The sequence below is a fragment of the Tessaracoccus yangjingae genome (assembly GCF_054483935.1).
Genome location: NZ_CM137014.1, coordinates 3431687 through 3447668, shown reverse-complemented (window position 1 = coordinate 3447668; position 15982 = coordinate 3431687). Strand labels below are relative to the sequence as shown.

General features: G+C 70.9%; 15 protein-coding genes. 5 read left to right on the top strand and 10 right to left on the bottom strand.

What is annotated here, in order from left to right:
- Position 1: 1 nt before the first annotated feature.
- Entirely contained in the window at positions 2–1456 is a 1455-nt protein-coding gene (locus ACX1D3_RS15665; RefSeq protein WP_458994731.1) for a GerMN domain-containing protein, read from the top strand.
- A gap of 7 nt (positions 1457–1463) precedes the next feature.
- Here ACX1D3_RS15665 and ACX1D3_RS15660 read toward each other — a convergent pair whose 3' ends face one another.
- Positions 1464–2228, bottom strand: a complete 765-nt coding sequence (locus tag ACX1D3_RS15660) for an SDR family NAD(P)-dependent oxidoreductase (protein WP_458994730.1) — start codon at positions 2226–2228, stop codon at positions 1464–1466.
- 79 nt (positions 2229–2307) lie between these two features.
- Here ACX1D3_RS15660 and ACX1D3_RS15655 point away from each other — a divergent pair, with 79 nt between their 5' ends.
- Genes ACX1D3_RS15655 through ACX1D3_RS15645 form a run of 3 tightly spaced genes read left to right on the top strand, consistent with a single transcriptional unit; the run spans position 2308 to position 5858 of the window.
- Entirely contained in the window at positions 2308–3714 is a 1407-nt protein-coding gene (locus ACX1D3_RS15655; protein WP_458994729.1) for a mycothione reductase, read from the top strand.
- Positions 3715–4920 (top strand): glycoside hydrolase family 3 N-terminal domain-containing protein, encoded by a 1206-nt coding sequence (locus ACX1D3_RS15650; RefSeq protein WP_458994728.1) that lies wholly within the window; start codon positions 3715–3717, stop codon positions 4918–4920.
- Between the two features lie 59 nt (positions 4921–4979).
- On the top strand, positions 4980–5858 hold the full coding sequence (locus ACX1D3_RS15645; protein WP_458994727.1) for a ferredoxin family protein: 879 nt from the start codon (positions 4980–4982) through the stop codon (positions 5856–5858).
- A 64-nt stretch (positions 5859–5922) separates the two neighbouring features.
- Here ACX1D3_RS15645 and pstB read toward each other — a convergent pair whose 3' ends face one another.
- From pstB to ACX1D3_RS15605, 8 genes are all read right to left on the bottom strand, one after another.
- A complete protein-coding gene (pstB, locus tag ACX1D3_RS15640) occupies positions 5923–6702 on the bottom strand; it encodes a phosphate ABC transporter ATP-binding protein PstB (RefSeq protein ID WP_458994726.1) in 780 nt (259 codons plus the stop codon).
- Positions 6703–6717: 15 nt separating this feature from the next.
- Entirely contained in the window at positions 6718–7782 is a 1065-nt protein-coding gene (gene pstA, locus ACX1D3_RS15635) for a phosphate ABC transporter permease PstA (protein WP_458994725.1), read from the bottom strand.
- On the bottom strand, positions 7782–8789 hold the full coding sequence (gene pstC / locus ACX1D3_RS15630; protein WP_458994724.1) for a phosphate ABC transporter permease subunit PstC: 1008 nt from the start codon (positions 8787–8789) through the stop codon (positions 7782–7784). The genes pstA and pstC overlap by 1 nt, the downstream gene beginning before the upstream one ends.
- A 109-nt stretch (positions 8790–8898) precedes the next feature.
- Positions 8899–10005, bottom strand: coding sequence for a phosphate ABC transporter substrate-binding protein PstS (pstS, locus tag ACX1D3_RS15625; protein WP_458994723.1), 1107 nt, complete (start codon positions 10003–10005; stop codon positions 8899–8901).
- Positions 10006–10191: 186 nt separating this feature from the next.
- Positions 10192–11064 carry an NUDIX hydrolase gene (locus ACX1D3_RS15620; RefSeq protein ID WP_458994722.1) on the bottom strand — a complete coding sequence of 291 codons (873 nt, stop codon included), beginning with the start codon at positions 11062–11064 and terminating at the stop codon, positions 10192–10194.
- Positions 11061–13139 carry an RNA degradosome polyphosphate kinase gene (locus ACX1D3_RS15615; protein ID WP_458994721.1) on the bottom strand — a complete coding sequence of 693 codons (2079 nt, stop codon included), beginning with the start codon at positions 13137–13139 and terminating at the stop codon, positions 11061–11063. Before ACX1D3_RS15615 ends, ACX1D3_RS15620 begins: the two co-directional genes overlap by 4 nt.
- Before the next feature lie 6 nt (positions 13140–13145).
- Entirely contained in the window at positions 13146–14003 is an 858-nt protein-coding gene (mshD, locus tag ACX1D3_RS15610) for a mycothiol synthase (protein ID WP_458994720.1), read from the bottom strand.
- A complete protein-coding gene (locus ACX1D3_RS15605; protein WP_458994719.1) occupies positions 13993–14646 on the bottom strand; it encodes a winged helix-turn-helix transcriptional regulator in 654 nt (217 codons plus the stop codon). Before ACX1D3_RS15605 ends, mshD begins: the two co-directional genes overlap by 11 nt.
- A gap of 90 nt (positions 14647–14736) precedes the next feature.
- On the opposite strand from ACX1D3_RS15605, the gene ACX1D3_RS15600 reads away from it, so the two are divergent.
- Positions 14737–15489, top strand: coding sequence for an NADase-type glycan-binding domain-containing protein (locus tag ACX1D3_RS15600; protein WP_458994718.1), 753 nt, complete (start codon positions 14737–14739; stop codon positions 15487–15489).
- Between the two features lie 34 nt (positions 15490–15523).
- Here ACX1D3_RS15600 and dtd read toward each other — a convergent pair whose 3' ends face one another.
- Positions 15524–15961 (bottom strand): D-aminoacyl-tRNA deacylase, encoded by a 438-nt coding sequence (gene dtd / locus ACX1D3_RS15595; RefSeq protein ID WP_458994717.1) that lies wholly within the window; start codon positions 15959–15961, stop codon positions 15524–15526.
- Between the last annotated feature and the right edge of the window lie 21 nt (positions 15962–15982).

Sequence of the window (15982 nt, the reverse complement as noted above, 5' to 3'; positions counted from 1 at the left end):
GGTGGCAGCCGAGGAGGCGCCGGACTGGTTGGTCCGGCTGTACGAGGAGCAGGGGGGCACCCTGCACCGGCTGGTCGTGCTCCTCGGTGCCGAGGAGCAGTCCGGCCGCATCGTCCGCAGCGCGCTCCTCGCGCTGCACCGGCGGGGCCATCGCCTGATCGACCCGGCGGAGCGCGTGGAGTTCCTGCACGAGCATGTGGTCCACCTCGCCAGGGCCGTGCGGCCCGCCCAGGCCGCCATCACGATGCCTGAGGTGCCGGAGTCGCGCCAGAGGGAGATCCTGACCGCGGTCTCCTCCCTCCCGCCGCGCACCGCCGAGCTGATCATCGTCAGCCACTACCTCTCGGTCTTCGGCCCCGAGCTGGCGGCCATCATGCGGATGTCCGTCAGAGGCTGCAACCAGAGGCTCGAGGTGGCGCTCGAGGCGCTGCGCCGTCGGGTGGGCGCGCCGACGCCGGGGAGCCTTCCCGGGGTCCTGGAGTCGCTCTCCCAGGAGGTGACCGCCGCGCTGCGCTCGGCCGCCCGGCTGGTCCAGGCCCCCGGCACGGAGACACTGGAGGGGGAGCTGCTCAACCTCACCGCCCGTCGGTCCGGAAGCCTCAGGCCCCGGATGGTGGCGCTCATCACCGTCGTGGCGGTCGTGGCCGGCCTCGGGCTGGCCGCGCTGACCCGCCCGACGGCCGCCACGCCGGATTCGGCCACGCAGGGCCCCACCGCGGCGCCGACGATCATCGCCGCGAAGTCGCTGCCTGCGCAGGTGCGCGGCATCCCGCTCTACTACGTGAGCAGGCAGGACGGCCGGTTGTACCGCGAACTGCGCGACCTCCCGGCCACCACCGATCTGGTCCAGGGGGCGTTGGACGCGGTGCTCTCGCTCGCCCCGCTGGACCCGGACTACAAGTCGGCCTGGGGGCCGGGCACGCTCAACGGCATCGAGACCTCCGATGACACGCTCACCGTGGACCTCTCCTCGGAGGCCTACGCCGACCTCACCACCGCCTCCCTGGCGGCGCAGGCGCGCAACCAGGTGGTCTACACGGCGTCGGAGATCATCGGCAACCCCGACCTGCGGGTCCTTTTCCTGTCCGACGGCGGACCGCCCCCGGCGGACTTCATCAGCGAGACCGGATTCACCCGCGAGGGGCTGACACCTATGCCCGCGCTGTGGATCGACTCGCCCAAGAACGCGGCGCAGCTCCCGGCCGGCCAGGTGGTGATCATCGGCACCGTGAAGCCGGACGTGGGTGAGCCCATCGTCCGCATCACCGACATCGACACCGACGTCGTCGTGGCCGAGACCTCGGCGCAGACGTCGACGGGCCTCAACGCCGAGGGCTGGCGCGTGTGGTCAGTGAGCGTGCCGCTCGAGCCCGGCAGCTACGACGTGCGCGCGAGCGTCACCGGGGGAGCCCCGCCGACGACCTCCTCGGAGAACAAGTCCATCCAGGTGGGCTGAGACCGCCCTAGTTCGTGGCCACGAGCCGGGCGACCCGGGCCTGCATGTGCATGGGGACGAGCCGTGTGGCGGCCGCCATGAGCGCGTTCACCGGGCCGTCCACCACCATGGGACGGTGCGCCTTCAGGCCGGCGAAGGTGGTCTCGACCACCTGGTCGATCGTGCGGCGCCGCTTCATCACCCCGTCGTCGCCGGCGTTGGCGAAGAACTCCGTGTCCGTGGGGCCGGGACAGATGACGATGGCCCGGACCCCCGTCGAATACAGCTCCTCCCACAGCGCGATCGTGAACCGCATCACGTACGCCTTCGACGCCGCGTAGACGGCCATGGTGGGGATGGGCTGGAACGCCGCGGTGGAGGCCACGTTGATGATCGCGCCGGCCCCCCGGCCGACCATGTGCGGGAGGACCGCGCGGGTCAGCTCGGTCAGCGCGACCATGTTGAGCTCCATCTCGTCGCTCACCCGGTCAGGAGACGCGTCCTTGAAGTGGCCCATCGTGCCGAAGCCGGCGTTGTTGACCAGGTGGCTGACGTCGAGCTCCGCCATGCGGGCCGCCAGCCGCGACCGCTCGTCCCTGATGGTGAGGTCTGCCGGCCACACCTCCGCCGCCACGCCGTGCGTGCTGCGGATCGTCTCGGCGACGGACTCCAGGAGGTCGCGGCGGCGGGCCACCAGCAGCACGTTGACTCCCTCGGACGCCAGCCGCTGGGCGTAGCCCACGCCCAGGCCGCTCGAAGCGCCGGTGACCACTGCCCACGTGTTGCTGCTCATGGCCACAGCTTAGGCGCCCCGCGCCGACCCCCCGCGGCCGCGACGGCTGCGGCGCCGCGGTCCATGGAACAATGGCGCCATGCAGCATTTTGACCTGGTGGTGATCGGTTCCGGCTCCGGGAACTCGCTGATCGACGAGCGGTTCGCCACCTGGAACGTGGCGTTGATCGAGCGGGACGAGACCTTCGGCGGCACCTGCCTCAACCGCGGCTGCATCCCCACGAAGATGTTCGTGCTGCCGGCGGACCACGCCGCCGCCCCCGCCGAGGCCAGGCGCCTCGGCGTGGACCTGCAGTACCGCGGCTCCGACTGGAAGGCGATCAGGGACCGGATCTTCGGCCGGATCGACCCGATCTCCGCCGGCGGCCTGGACTGGAGGCGTCGCTCGTCCAACGTGACCGTGTTCCAGGGGGAGGCCCGGTTCGTCGGGCCCAAGACGCTCCAGGTGGGCGACAACACCATCAGCGCGGACCACATCGTCATCGCCACCGGCTCGCGCCCCCGCTCGGTAGAGGTTCCCGGCCTCGAGGAGGTCGAGGGCCTGGTATTCACGTCAGACACGATCATGCGCGTCGACGAGCGGCCCCGCCGCCTGGTCATCGTCGGCGGCGGATACATCGCGGCTGAGTTCGCGCACATCTTCTCCGCGCTCGGCACCGAGGTCACGCTCATCAACCGCTCCGACGTGCTGCTGCGCCACCACGACCGGGAGGTGGCCGAGCACTTCGCCGCGCTGCTCTCCAAGCGGGTGCACGTGCGCCTCAACCAGCAGCTCAGCTCGCTCGAGCGCTCGGACGACGGCGGGGTCACGGTCATCACGCGGGACCGCAACGGCGTCGAGTACGAGTACTTCGCCGACGCGCTGCTGCTGGCCGTCGGGCGGGTCCGCAACTGGGAGGCGCTGGACCTCCCGGCCGCCGGCATCAACGTCCGGGCCGGCGGACAGATCCAGGTCGACGCCCGCCAGGCCACGAACGTCCCGGGCGTCTGGGCGATCGGGGACGCGTCCTCGGACTACCTGCTCAAGCACGTGGCGAACGCCGAGATGCGCACCGTCCAGCACAACCTGCTCCATCCCGACCAGCCTGTCGAGACGGACCACCGGTATGTCCCCAGCGCGGTGTTCAGCGATCCCCAACTCGCCAGCGTGGGCGCCACCGAGGAGCAGCTGAGGGAGTGGGGAGTGCCCTACGTGGTAGCCCGGCAGCGCTATGCGGACGTGGCCTACGGCTGGGCGCTCGAGGACGAGGGGCACTTCGTCAAGCTGCTCGCGGACCCGCACAGCTGGCACCTGCTCGGCGCCCACATCATCGGGCCGCAGGCGCCCACGCTGATCCAGCCGCTGATCCAGGCGATGACCTTCGGCCTCCCGGTCACGCAGATGGCGCGCGGCCAGTACTGGATCCACCCCGCCCTCCCGGAGGTGGTGGAGAACGCACTGCTGGGGCTCGTCGACGCGCACCACCCCGTCTACCTGGACCGCTGAATGGGGGAGCGTACCTCTGTCCTGATCGCGTCCGCGGCCCTTCTCGCCGTCGGGTGCGCGCCCGGTCCGATCCTGCCGCCGGGCGCCACCGCCACCGGGCCGGCCAGCATCGCGGAGGCGAGTCCCTCGGCGATCCCTCCGTCGCCCACGGTCGAGCCCGAACCCAGCGTGACCACCTGCCGGTCCCTCGCCGAGGGCCTGGACGACCGCACCAGGGTGGGCCAGCTCTTCATGGTGGGCGTCTCCACAGTCGGCCTGGATGAGACCACACGCTCGGCCATCACGCTCGGCCGCGTGGGCTCGGTGGTGCTGCTCGGCAACACCACCTCTGGGGTCGCCGCGGTCCGGGAGCTGACGGCGGAGCTGGGCAGCCTGGGCACAGCGGACCTGCCCCTGTTGATCGCCGTGGACCAGGAGGGCGGGCAGGTGCAGCGGCTGCGCGGCGAGGGCTTCGACCGCATCCCGCCGGCCACCGAGCAGGGACAGATGGCGACGGGCGAGCTCCGGGATGCCAGCCTCCGCTGGGGCGAGCAGCTCGGCGCTGCGGGCGTCCACTACAACCTGGCCCCGGTGGCGGACGTGGTGCCGGCGGCCAAGCAGGGCAGCAACGCGCCGATCGGCCTGTTGTCGCGCAACTACGGCAACGACGCCGACGCGGTGTCGCGTTCCCTCACCGAGTTCGTGGAGGGGATGACCCAGGCGGGCGTGGCCACCTCGCTCAAGCACTTCCCAGGGCTGGGCGAGGTGGACGCCAATACCGACTTCGACGCCGCCGTCGACCATGACACCACCGTCGACAGCGCCTCGCTCGACGCGTTCCGGGCGGGGATCGACGCCGGAGCAGGCTCCGTCATGGTGTCCTCGGCCGTCTTCAGCCTCATCGCCCCTGACGTGGAGGGCGTGTTCAGCCGCGCAGTCATCACCGACCTCCTCCGCTCGGACCTCGGCTTCGACGGGGTGGTCATCGCCGACGACCTGGGCGCGGCCCGGGCTGTGGCCGGTGTGGCGCCGGAGGACCGCGGGGTGCGGTTCCTGGCGGCCGGTGGAGACCTCGTCATCAACGCCGACCCGACGCTGATGGCCGCCATGATCGACGCCACGGCGGCCGAGGCGGAGTCGGACGATGCGTTCGCCGGCCAGGTCCTGGACTCCGCCGAGCGGGTTCTGCGGCTCAAGGCCTCGGTGGGCCTCGTCGACTGCGCCTGACCCCTCCCGGCCGTGGCGGACCGGCCGCGCACGCCCCGGCGAGGGCTAGGCTGGCGGACATGTCGCGTTGCTCTGTGCTGTGGTCCGAGGCCGGTCCCGCGGCCTGGGGCACGGCTCCGCGCGCCGGCTTCTGGCTGTGTCTCGAGGCGCCCGGACCATGGGGGGCCAAGGCGGCCACCAGCGCCCGGGCCGTCGATCCGGGGGTTGGTTCCCGCCTCGACGCCCTCGTCGAGGCGATGGGGGGCCGGCTGCTCCTGATCCGCCAGGCATCCCGCAACACCGTCGGCGACGAGCCCCTCACCGTGCTGCTCTCCGGCGGCTTCGACCAGGGCGGATGGGTGGCCCGCTTCGAGGTGGACGACGCCGCAGAGCTGCTGGCGTGGGTGACGCTCTGGCAGGCCGCCGGGGCTCCGCGGCCCGACTCAGCCGGCTCCGATCCGGTGCTCCTGGTCTGCACGCACGCCAAGCGTGACCGGTGCTGCGCGCTGGAGGGACGCCCCATCCTGGACGCGCTCGCCGACGAGCTGGGGCCGGACGCGCTCTGGGAGTGCTCGCACCTCGGCGGGCACAGGTTCGCCCCCACCACCCTGCTGCTCCCCACTGGACAGGTGCTCGGCCGCGTCGAGCCCGCCGACGCCGCGGCCGCCCACCGCGACGCCGGCGTGGGGCTGCTGTGGCCCGGCGGAGCGCGGAAGGACCGCGGCCGCAGCCATCTCCCGCCGCAGCGGCAGGCCGCCGAGGCGTGGGCGCTGAGCGCCTTCGGCGCGGCCCGGGCCGAGGACCTCGGGAGCGAGGAGGCCGACGGCCTGGTGCGGGTCCGGCACGGACAGACCCGCGTCGATGTACGGGTGACCAGGATCGACACCGGCGACGAGGCGCCTCTCAGCTGCGGCAAGGCCGCCGAGCCGGTCACCTACTGGTCCGTCGATCCGCTGTAGGGTCCGCGGACGCGCGAACGGCGGCACCCCGCGGGGCGCCGCCGTCCAAGCGGTGGGGGAGGGATCAGCCGAAGCGGCCGGTGATGTAGTCCTCCGTCGCCTTCTGGTCCGGGTTGTGGAAGATCTTCTCGGTGGGGCCGTACTCGATCAGCTCGCCGGGCTGGCCGTGCGCCTTGAGGTTGAAGAAGGCCGTCGAGTCCGACACGCGCGCCGCCTGCTGCATGTTGTGCGTGACGATGACGACGGTGTAGGTCTCCTTCAGCTCCTTGATCAGGTCCTCGATGGCCAGCGTCGAGATCGGATCCAGCGCGGAGCAGGGCTCGTCCATCAGCAGCACGTCCGGGGACACGGCGATGGCGCGCGCGATGCACAGGCGCTGCTGCTGACCGCCGGAGAGGCCGGAGCCCGGCTTGTCCAGGCGGTCCTTGACCTCGTTCCACAGGTTGGCGCCACGCAGCGACTGCTCGACCAGCGCGTCCGACTCGGACCTGGTCAACTTGGCGTTGTTGAGCCGCACCCCCGCCAGGATGTTCTCGCGGATCGACATGGTGGGGAACGGGTTGGGCCGCTGGAACACCATGCCGATGTGCCGGCGCACGCGCACCGGGTCCACGGCCTTGTCGTAGAGGTCCACGCCGTCGAGGAGCACCTGTCCGTCGACGTAGGCGCCGTCGATGACCTCGTGCATGCGGTTGATCGACCGCAGCACCGTGGACTTGCCGCACCCGGAGGAGCCGATGAAGGCGGTGACGGCCCGGGGCTCGATGGTCATGCTGACCGACTTCACGGCGTGGAACTTGCCGTAGTAGATGTCGAGATCCTTGAGCTCAATTCGCTTGGACATGTGTGATCTTCCTGGTCAGCGGCCGGACTTGGGGGCGAACTTCCACGCGATGAGTCGACCGATCGCGTTGAGGCCCATGACGATGAGAATGAGGGTGAGCGCTCCTGCCCACGCCCGGGCGTAGAACGGGTCCTGCGGGATGCCCGGGGTCACGTACTGGTAGTACACGAACACCGGCAGCGTGGCCATGGGATCCGAGAACGGGTTGATGTTCATCGAGGCCGTGATGCCGGCGGTGACCAGCAGCGGGGCCGTCTCGCCGATGACGCGCGCGATGGACAGCACGATGCCGGTGACGATGCCCGCCAGCGCCGTCGGGAGCACCACCTTGGCGATGGTGCGCCACTTCGGCACGCCCAGCGCGTAGGAGGCCTCGCGCAGCTCGTTGGGCACGAGCCGCAGCATCTCCTCGACGGAGCGCACCACCGTCGGGATCATCAGGACAGACAGCGCGACGGCGCCGGAGAGGCCGTTGTTGGTGCCGGGGCCGAAGAGCAGGCTGAAGACCGTGTAGGCGAACAGGCCCGCCACGATGGACGGGATCCCCGTCATGACGTCCACGAAGAACCGGATGGCGGAGGCCAGCCTGCTGCCCCCGCTGTACTCGACGAGGTAGATCGCGGTGAACAGGCCGATCGGCACGGAGATGAGGCTAGCGATGCCGGTGATGATGAGGGTGCCCCAGATGGCGTGGATGGCGCCTCCGCCCTCACCGATGACGTTGCGCATCGAGTAGGTGAGGAACTGGGCGTCCATGCGTTCGAGGCCCTTGGCCACCGTCTGCCAGATCAGCGACACCAGCGGCAGCAGGGCGACCAGGAAGGCGCCGGTGACGATGTAGCGGGCGTTGCGGTCCTTGGCCTTGCGCATGCCCTCGACCGCCCAGGAGAGGGTGAACATGGCGGCCAGGAAGATCAGCACGCCGACGATCGCGACGCTGCCGAGGCTCGCCGCACCGAACAGGGACAGCACGCCGGCGGTGACCGCGGCGGCGACGACGAGCATGGCGAGGGCGGTGAAGCGGGGCAGCTGGCCGGCGGTCAGCTCGCTGCTGCGCGGGGCGAGGGTGGTGGCGCTCATCAGTTGGCTCCCGAGAAGTCCTTGCGCAGGGACAGGACCCAGCGCGCCGTCATGTTCACGGCCAGCGTGATCACGAACAGGACCAGGCCTGTGGCGATCAGCTGGTTGATGCCCAGGCCGAACGCCTCGGGGAACGCCAGCGCGATGTTGCCCGCGATGGTGTTGGGGTTGCTGGAGGTGAGCATCTGGAAGTGGATGACGGCCGCGGGGGACAGCACCATGGCGATCGCCATCGTCTCGCCGAGCGCGCGGCCGAGGCCGAGCATGCACGCGGACACGATGCCGGGGGTGCCGAACGGCAGCACCGCCTGGCGGATCATCTCCCAACGTGTGGCGCCCAGCGCGAGCGACGCCTCCTCGTGCAGGCGGGGGGTCTGGAGGAAGACCTCGCGCGAGATGGCGGTGATGATCGGCAGCACCATGACCGCCAGCACCACGGCGGCGGTGAGGATGGTGCGGCCGGTGCCCGACACCGGGCCGGCGAAGAACCAGCCGAACACCGGAAGCCCACCGAGGTTGTCGGCGAGCCACACGAACAGCGGACGCATCAGCGGGGCGAGCGTGTTGATGCCCCACAGGCCGAACACCACCGACGGCACGGCCGCGAGGAGATCGATGATGTAGCCGAGACCCTGGGCGAGCCTCCGCGGGGCGTAGTGGCTGATGAACAGCGCGATGCCGATGGCCACCGGCACGGCGAACACCATCGCCAGGGCGGCGGCCCACACGGTGCCGAAGGCGAAGGGCAGCGCGTAGCTCCAGAACTCGCCGTACTGGAGTTCCTCGGCATCGGCGGTGAGCGCCGGCAGCGAGAGACCGACGAGGAACGTGGCGACGGCCGCGAGGATGATCAGGATCAGGGTGCCGGAGCCGGTGGCGATGCCCTTGTAGAGCTTGTCCCCGAACCGCCTGCTGCTGTGCTTGAGGGCGTGGCTCTCGTCGTCCTGACGGTGCAGCGGGTCCGTCGGCTGCGGCGGTGTCGTCGCCTCCGTGTCGGTCGTCGACATGGTTCTCCTGGGTGTGCCGGTGGAGGCCGGGCGGATGCCCTGAGCCCGGTTCAGTCGCGCCCTCCTTCAGGGGAGGGCGCGACTGAGGGGTGTTACTGGGATCCTACGATCACTTGATCGCGTCGATGGCAGCGAGCACCTTGTCGCGCAGCGCGGGGGCCAGCGGCGCGGAGCCCGCGCCCTCGGCGGCGTCGGCCTGGCCCTGCTCCGAGGCGAGGTAGCCCAGGTAGGCCTTCACGAGCTCGGCCTTGGCGGGGTCGGCGTACTCGGCGCACGCCATGCCGTAGGCCACCAGCACGATGCCGTAGCCCTCGGCCTCGCGGTCGAGCGCGATGGCCAGGTCGTTGGCCTCGCGGCCCTCCTCCATCGGGGAGGCGTCGACGGCGGCGGCGGCGTCCTCGGCGGTGGGGCCGAAGTAGTTGCCGTCCTTGCCGATCATGGCGACGGCGAGGTCACCGGCCTGGGAGGCGTCGGCGTAGCCGATGGTCCCGGTGCCGTTGGTGACCGCGGCCACCACGCCGGAGGTGCCCTTGGCCGCCTCGCCGCCCTCGTAGCTCCACTCGCCGTCGGCCTCGTTGGTCCACACGGAGGGGGCCGACTTGTTGAGGTAGTCGGTGAAGTTCTCCGTGGTGCCCGAGTCATCGGAGCGGTGCACGGCGGTGATGTCCATGTCCGGCAGGGCGGCACCCTCGTTGAGCGCGGCGATCGCCGGATCGTTCCACTTGGTGATGGAGCCGTTGAAGATGCCGGCCAGGGTGTCGGGATCCAGGTTGAGGTCGGTCACGCCCTCGACGTTGAAGATCACGGCGATCGGCGAGACGTAGATGGGGAGGTTGTAGGCGATCGAGGTGTCGGCGCACAGCGACGAGGCGCCGGCGACGTTCTCCTCCAGCGTGAACGCGCGGTCGGAGCCGGCGAAGTCCACGCCGGCGCCCATGAAGGCCTCGCGGCCTGCGCCGGAGCCGTCGGGCGCGTAGTTGACGGTGACGCCGGGGTTGGCCTCCTGGAACTTCGCGATCCAGGTGGTCTGGGCCGAGTTCATGGCCGACGAGCCCTTGCCCGCGAGGGTGCCCTCGAGCGTGGACGCCGCCGACTCTCCCGCGGTGGCCGCGGCGGAGCCCGTGGAGTCCGGCGTGGTGGTGCCCTCGTTGGCGGCGCAGGCCGACAGGAGGAGCGCGGCCGAGAGGCCGAGAGCGGCGGTCAGACGAATCTTCATCCGGGATTACCTTCCGAGTGGGTGGAGCCGTGAACGTCCCTGACCGGATGGCCGGGTTTCGTTCCTGACCCGGACGTTAAGGAACCGAAGTAACGCGTCTGCGCTGGTTGGGTGAACGACAGGTGAACGACAGTGGAGTTCTGCCCCCGCGGAAGCGACTTTCGGGTATTCCTGGGCGGTTGGCTCCTACGCCGTGGGCTTGTGGACCTCCACCGACACCTTCGCGCCCTCGTCGTCCCTGTGCACCACGATGACCTCGCCCACCACCATGGGCCGGGCCGGCAGATCCAGCCCCTTGAACATCGCCGGGAGGACCGGCCGGTGCCCGCACACCGCCGTCGGCGCCTCGAAGCCACGGAAGAGGTCCGCGGTGAAGCGGGTCACGTCGTGAGGGTGCACGGTGCCCTCCTCCTCGGTCAGGACGTCCACCGTCTGTATCACCAGGCCACGCCTGCCCGCGTAGGGCTTGAGAGTCTCGACGCACCGCGTCGACGACGACGACACCAACTCCTCGACGCCGTAGGCCGTGAACAGCTGGGACATCTCGCGGGCCTGCCTGCGGCCGCGGCCCGACAGCCGGCGGTCCTGGTCGGGACCGGTCCAGTCCTTGCGCAGCATGGCCTTGGCGTGCCGGACCAGGAGCAGCGGGGTGGTCCTGGGCGTCAGGAGGGCCGCGGACAGGACGCGGCGCTCGTCGGCGTAGGTGAGGCGGCGCATGGCCTTGTCGACGGTGAGCCACTTCACGGCGTCCACCTCCGCGCACGGCGCCCAGGGGCGCTCCTCGACCACCTCGGCGCGCCAGTACTGGACGGTCTTGGGGCCCTTGGCCAACTGGTAGCGGATGGTGGGCAGCCGCAGGCCCAGCCGGACCACCATGCCCGTCTCCTCGAGCACCTCACGGACCGCGGTCTGCGGGGCCAGTTCGTCGGCCTCACCCTTGCCCTTGGGCAGGGACCAGTCGTCGTAGCGGGGCCGGTGGATGATCAGCACCTCGGTGTCGTCGCCGGTGCCGCGCAGCACGACGGCGCCGGCCGCCCGGATCTTGGTACGCCTGGTCATCGCGAGGAGCGGCGGGCGGCTGTCTGCTGGATGAGCGTCTCCTGGAGGTCCGTCAGCGGCTTGCCCGCGTCGTCGGTGGTGTGCGCGGTCCACGTGGCGTCCGAGAGCTCCCAGTGCACGGTGGTGGGCGCGAACGCCATCTCGAACAGGTCCTCCACCTGCTGGACGTGCGCCGGGTTGTTGATGCCGACGATCGCCTCGACACGCCGGTCCAGGTTCCGGTGCATCATGTCCGCCGAACCGATGCCGACGATGGGCCGCCCTCCGCCGGCGAACCACAGGACCCGCGAGTGCTCCAGGAAGCGCCCCAGGATCGAACGCACCCGGATGTTGTCGCTGAGCCCCGGCACCCCGGGGCGGATGGTGCAGATGCCCCGGACCCAGATGTCGACGCTCACGCCGGCCTGCGAGGCGCGGTACAGGGCGTCGATGAGGGCCTCGTCGACCAGCGAGTTGACCTTGATCTTGACGCCCGAGACCTTGCCCGCCCGGTGGTTGGCGATCTCGCCGTCGATGTACTCGAGCAGCCCCTTGCGGATGCCGTGCGGCGCGACGAGGAGCCGTCGGTAGTTGGTCTCCTGGGTCATGCCGGACAGGTGGTTGAACAGCCGGGCCACGTCGTCGGTGATGATCGGGTTGGAGGTGAGCAGGCCCATGTCCTCGTACTGGCGGGCGGTCTTCGGGTTGTAGTTGCCGGTGCCGATGTGCGCGTACCGCCGGAGCCCGTCGGACTCCTCCCGCACCACGAGGGACAGCTTGCAGTGGGTCTTGAGCCCCAGCATGCCGTAGACGACGTGCACGCCGGACTTCTCCAGCTTCCGCGCCCAGCCGATGTTGGCCTGCTCGTCGAAGCGCGCCTTGATCTCCACGACGGCGAGCACCTGCTTGCCCGCCTGGGCGGCCTCGATGAGCGCGTCGACGATGGGCGAGTCTCCCGAGGTGCGGTACAGGGTCTGCTTGATGGCCAGCACGGCCGGGTCCGCCGCGGACTGCTCGATGAACCGCTGCACGGAGGTGGCGAACGAGTCGTAGGGGTGCTGCACAAGGACGTCGCGCAGCTTGAGGGCCTTGAACATGTCCGCCGGGCTGGCGCTCTCCACCTCCGCCAGGTCCGGGTGGGTGATCGGGAGGAAGTTGGGGTACTTGAGGTCCTCGCGCTGCGAGTCCGCGAGCGAGAACAGACCGGTGAGGTCCAGCGGCGCGGAGAGTCGGAACACCTCGTTGTCGTGCACGTCCAGCTCGGCCATGAGCATGGACAGCATGTGCTCGTCGATGCCCTCCTCCACCTCGAGGCGGACGGGCGGGCGGCCCACCTTGCTGCGCAGCAACTCCTTCTCGAGGGCGAAGAGGAGGTTCTCGGCGTCGTCCTCCTCCACCTCGATGTCCTCGTTCCGGGTCACCCGGAAGGTGGTGTACGAGATCACCTGCATGCCCGTGAACAGCTGGCCGAGGTGGCGGGCGATGATCTCCTCCAGCGGCAGGAAGCGACCCTCGGCGAGCTTGACCAGCCGCGACAGCACCGGCGGGACCTTGACGCGGGCGAACTGCCTGCCCCCGGTCTGCGGGTTCTTCAGCAGGACGGCCAGGTTGATCGACAGGCCCGAGATGTAGGGGAAGGGGTGCGACGGGTCCACCGCCAGCGGGGTGAGGACCGGGAAGATGCGCTCGGCGAACAGCGCGCGCATCTTGTCCTTCTCCGACGCCGTGAGCTGGTCCCAGCGCAGGATCTGGATCCCCTCCTCGGCGAGCTCCGGGCGGATCTCCTCCTGGAAGACGCGCGACTGCTCCGCGACCAGCTCGGACACCTTGCCCAGCAGCTCCGCGTGCAGCTCGCCGGGCATCTTCCCGTTGACCGTCGGCACCGCGACGCCCGCCGCGATGCGACGCTTCAGGCCGGCCACGCGCACCATGAAGAACTCGTCGAGGTTGGAGGAGAAGATGGCCAGGAACTTCGCGCGTTCGATCAGCGGGATGCGCTTCCGGTCCCGGGCGAGGTCGAGGACGCGGTCGTTGAACTGGAGCCAGGAGATCTCGCGATCGAGGTACCGGTCCGTCGGCAGCGGGGTCTCACTCAATGTCTCTTACCTCTCGCGGCGGTAGCTGGTGTCTGTCTGAACGATCTCGAACCCGGCGTTGGCGTACATCCGGACCACGCGCTCCTCGTCGCCCTCGACGTAGAGCTGGACCCGGTCGTCGCCGAGGCCGGCCAGGTGGGCCAGGCCGCGCGCCAGCAGGGCGCGCCCCAGGCCCTTGCCCTCGTGCTCCCGGGCGACCGCGATGAGGTACACCTCGCCCAGGCCGCCGTCGTGCTGCTTGGTCCAGTGGAGCCCCGCCACCTGGTCGCCGTGCATGGCGACGAAGAAGCCCGCCGGATCGAACCACGGCTGGCGGGTGAGGTCCTCGAACTCCTTCCGGGTGAGCCGGCCCTGCTCAGGGTGGTGCGCGAACGCCTGGGCGTTCAGGGCGAGCAGCGCGTCCGTCAGGTCCGGGGTGAACGTGACGATGCGGTAGCCCTCGGGCACCTCGGCGGTGAGCTCCGCGCCGGCCAGCGGACGCTCCATGCGCAGCAGGGTGCGGACGGGATGCAGGCCGAGACGCCGGGCGAGCGAGTCCCCGCCGGGCAGGGTGCCGAAGGCCCACACCGCAGAGTCGGGGTGGGCGCGGAGGGCCTCCCGAAGCAGCTCGGCCCCCACACCCTCCGAGCGGTGCGCGGGGTGCACGCCGAGCAGCAGCGTGCCGTCGCGCTCGTCGCACACCACGAACCCGTACGGGTCCGACCTGAGGCCCATGAAGAAGAAGTCCGCCTCGCGGAGCCCTTCGATGCCCATCGAGGCCGATTCGTTGATGGGGGAGACGCCGTCGTGTTCGGTGATGGCGGCGACGAGCCGGCGCAGGGCGTCGCGCATCGTCGGGGTGAGGGTGGTCAGGCTAACCAGCACGGTGCACCTCTCTGGAGTTGGCGAATCGGTAGCCTACGTTGCGGACGGTGCCGATGTAGTAGTCGAACTGGCCCAGCTTGGCCCGCAGGCGCCGGACGTGGACGTCCACCGTGCGCGTGCCGCCGTAGTAGTCGTAGCCCCAGACCTGGCTGACCAGCGTCTCCCGCGACAGCACCCGCCCCGGGTGCTGCATCAGGTAGCGCAGCAACTCGAACTCGGTGTAGGTGAGGTCCAGCGGCGCGCCGTCGAGGCTGGCGGAGTAGGCGGCGCCGTCGACGCGGAGGGGGCCGGCGGAGAGCACGTCGGGATCCACGTTGGCCTTGGCCAGGATCCGCAGGCGGGCGTCGAGCTCGGCGGGTTCGCTGCCGGCGGCGACGAAGTCCGAGAAGCCCCAGTCAGGCGAGAGGACGGCCAGCCCCGACGGCGCCACGAGCAGCAGGACCGGCGTGCCGCCGCTCTTGGCCAGGGTCTGGCACGCGGACCGGGCGCCGGCGAGATCCGAGCGGCCGTCCACCATCACGACGTCCACGGCCTCCGCCTCGACGAGGGCCTGGGCGGCGGACGTCACGTGGGCCAGGTGGTGGCTGAGCAGGCTCAACTCGACGGGCGGCTCCGAGTCGGAGACGAAGAGGACGTTGCTCACGTGCGGCACCTCCTTCTCGACTGGGCCCGCCCATCGTATCGCCGCAGGTCCCAGCCAGCGATATCCCTGGTGACTTGTAGCATGGCGGCCATGGAACAGCGCGTTCCGGACGAGTACTTCCGCCCCACGGCGGAGTCCGACGATGTGCGGGCCGACGACGCCCCCCGCGGCCTGCCGGACACGGCGGCCGTCAAGGCCGTCGCGCCCACCGACGTCCGCGACGGCTGGACCCCGCGCGCCGTCGCGAGCCTCGCCGTCGTGGTGCTGGGGGTGGCGTTCACCGTCGGGCGGCTCTGGGTGTTCCCACCCGAGGCGCCCGCCGGCCCCTCGCCCAGCCCCTCGCCCAGCGCCCCTGTGTCCGCGTCGCCCACTTCGTCGGCCGCCCTGGCCCCCTTCGACGGTCCGGTGGTCGCGGTCCGCGCCATCGACGCGGAGGGGCGATGCCTGGAGGGTGGAAGCAGGGAGGCGCCGCTGGCGCTGGTCGACAACAATCCCGACACGCTGTGGCGGTGTCGCGGCGAGGGCCTGGGGGAGAGCGTCACGATCCGGTTCCCCGGTCCCCGCGTCGTCGTGGGGCTGCGGGTGGTCAACGGCAACACGGTGTGGACGGACAGGTACCTCGCCGAGCGCCGCATCACGGCCATCCGGTGGACCTTCGCCGACGGCTCGTTCCTCGAGCAGGGGCTGGCCGCCAACGACCGCACCCCGCAGGAGGTGCGCTTCCCGGAGGTCAGGACGGACACCGTGACCCTCACCGTGCTGCACACCACGCCCCCCGGCGGCACCGGCACCTCGGTGGACGCGGTCTCCATCGGCTCCCTGGAGTTCCTGGCCCCGGCCTGAGCGCGTGCCGGCGCCCGTGCGGTTCGGCCGGGTGTCACTCCCAGTCGTGGGTGTCGATCAGGATGGTGACCGGGCCGTCGTTGACCGACGACACGAGCATGTGGGCGCCGAAGCGGCCCCGCCCCACCGTCGCGCCGAGGAGTTCGAGCTGTCGGCACAGCTCCTCGACGAGGGGCTCGCCCACCTCGCCGGGCGCGGCCCTGCCCCAGGAGGGCCGCCGGCCCTTCCTGGTGGAGGCGTACAGCGTGAACTGGCTGACCACCAGGAGGGGCGCGCCGACGTCGCTGGCGGAGGTCTCGCCGTCGAGGATCCTCAGCCCCCAGATCTTGCGGGCCAGCGCGGCCGCGTGCTCCGGCCCGTCGTCGTGCCCGACACCGGCCAGCACCAGGAGGCCCGGGGCGTCCAGCCGTCCCACCACCTCGCCGTCGACCTCCACGGAGGCCGTCAGTACCCTCGTCACCACTGCGCGCATGGGCCCCATTCTCGCCGGTTC

Coding starts and splice junctions, on each gene's coding strand:
- pstB (WP_458994726.1), bottom strand. CDS start 6,702: ATGTCCAAGCGAATTGAGCTCAAGGATCTCGACATCTACTACGGCAAG.
- pstC (WP_458994724.1), bottom strand. CDS start 8,789: ATGTCGACGACCGACACGGAGGCGACGACACCGCCGCAGCCGACGGAC.
- ACX1D3_RS15660 (WP_458994730.1), bottom strand. CDS start 2,228: ATGAGCAGCAACACGTGGGCAGTGGTCACCGGCGCTTCGAGCGGCCTG.
- dtd (WP_458994717.1), bottom strand. CDS start 15,961: ATGCGCGCAGTGGTGACGAGGGTACTGACGGCCTCCGTGGAGGTCGAC.
- ACX1D3_RS15650 (WP_458994728.1), top strand. CDS start 3,715: ATGGGGGAGCGTACCTCTGTCCTGATCGCGTCCGCGGCCCTTCTCGCC.
- ACX1D3_RS15600 (WP_458994718.1), top strand. CDS start 14,737: ATGGAACAGCGCGTTCCGGACGAGTACTTCCGCCCCACGGCGGAGTCC.
- ACX1D3_RS15620 (WP_458994722.1), bottom strand. CDS start 11,064: ATGACCAGGCGTACCAAGATCCGGGCGGCCGGCGCCGTCGTGCTGCGC.
- pstA (WP_458994725.1), bottom strand. CDS start 7,782: ATGAGCGCCACCACCCTCGCCCCGCGCAGCAGCGAGCTGACCGCCGGC.
- ACX1D3_RS15655 (WP_458994729.1), top strand. CDS start 2,308: ATGCAGCATTTTGACCTGGTGGTGATCGGTTCCGGCTCCGGGAACTCG.
- ACX1D3_RS15645 (WP_458994727.1), top strand. CDS start 4,980: ATGTCGCGTTGCTCTGTGCTGTGGTCCGAGGCCGGTCCCGCGGCCTGG.
- pstS (WP_458994723.1), bottom strand. CDS start 10,005: ATGAAGATTCGTCTGACCGCCGCTCTCGGCCTCTCGGCCGCGCTCCTC.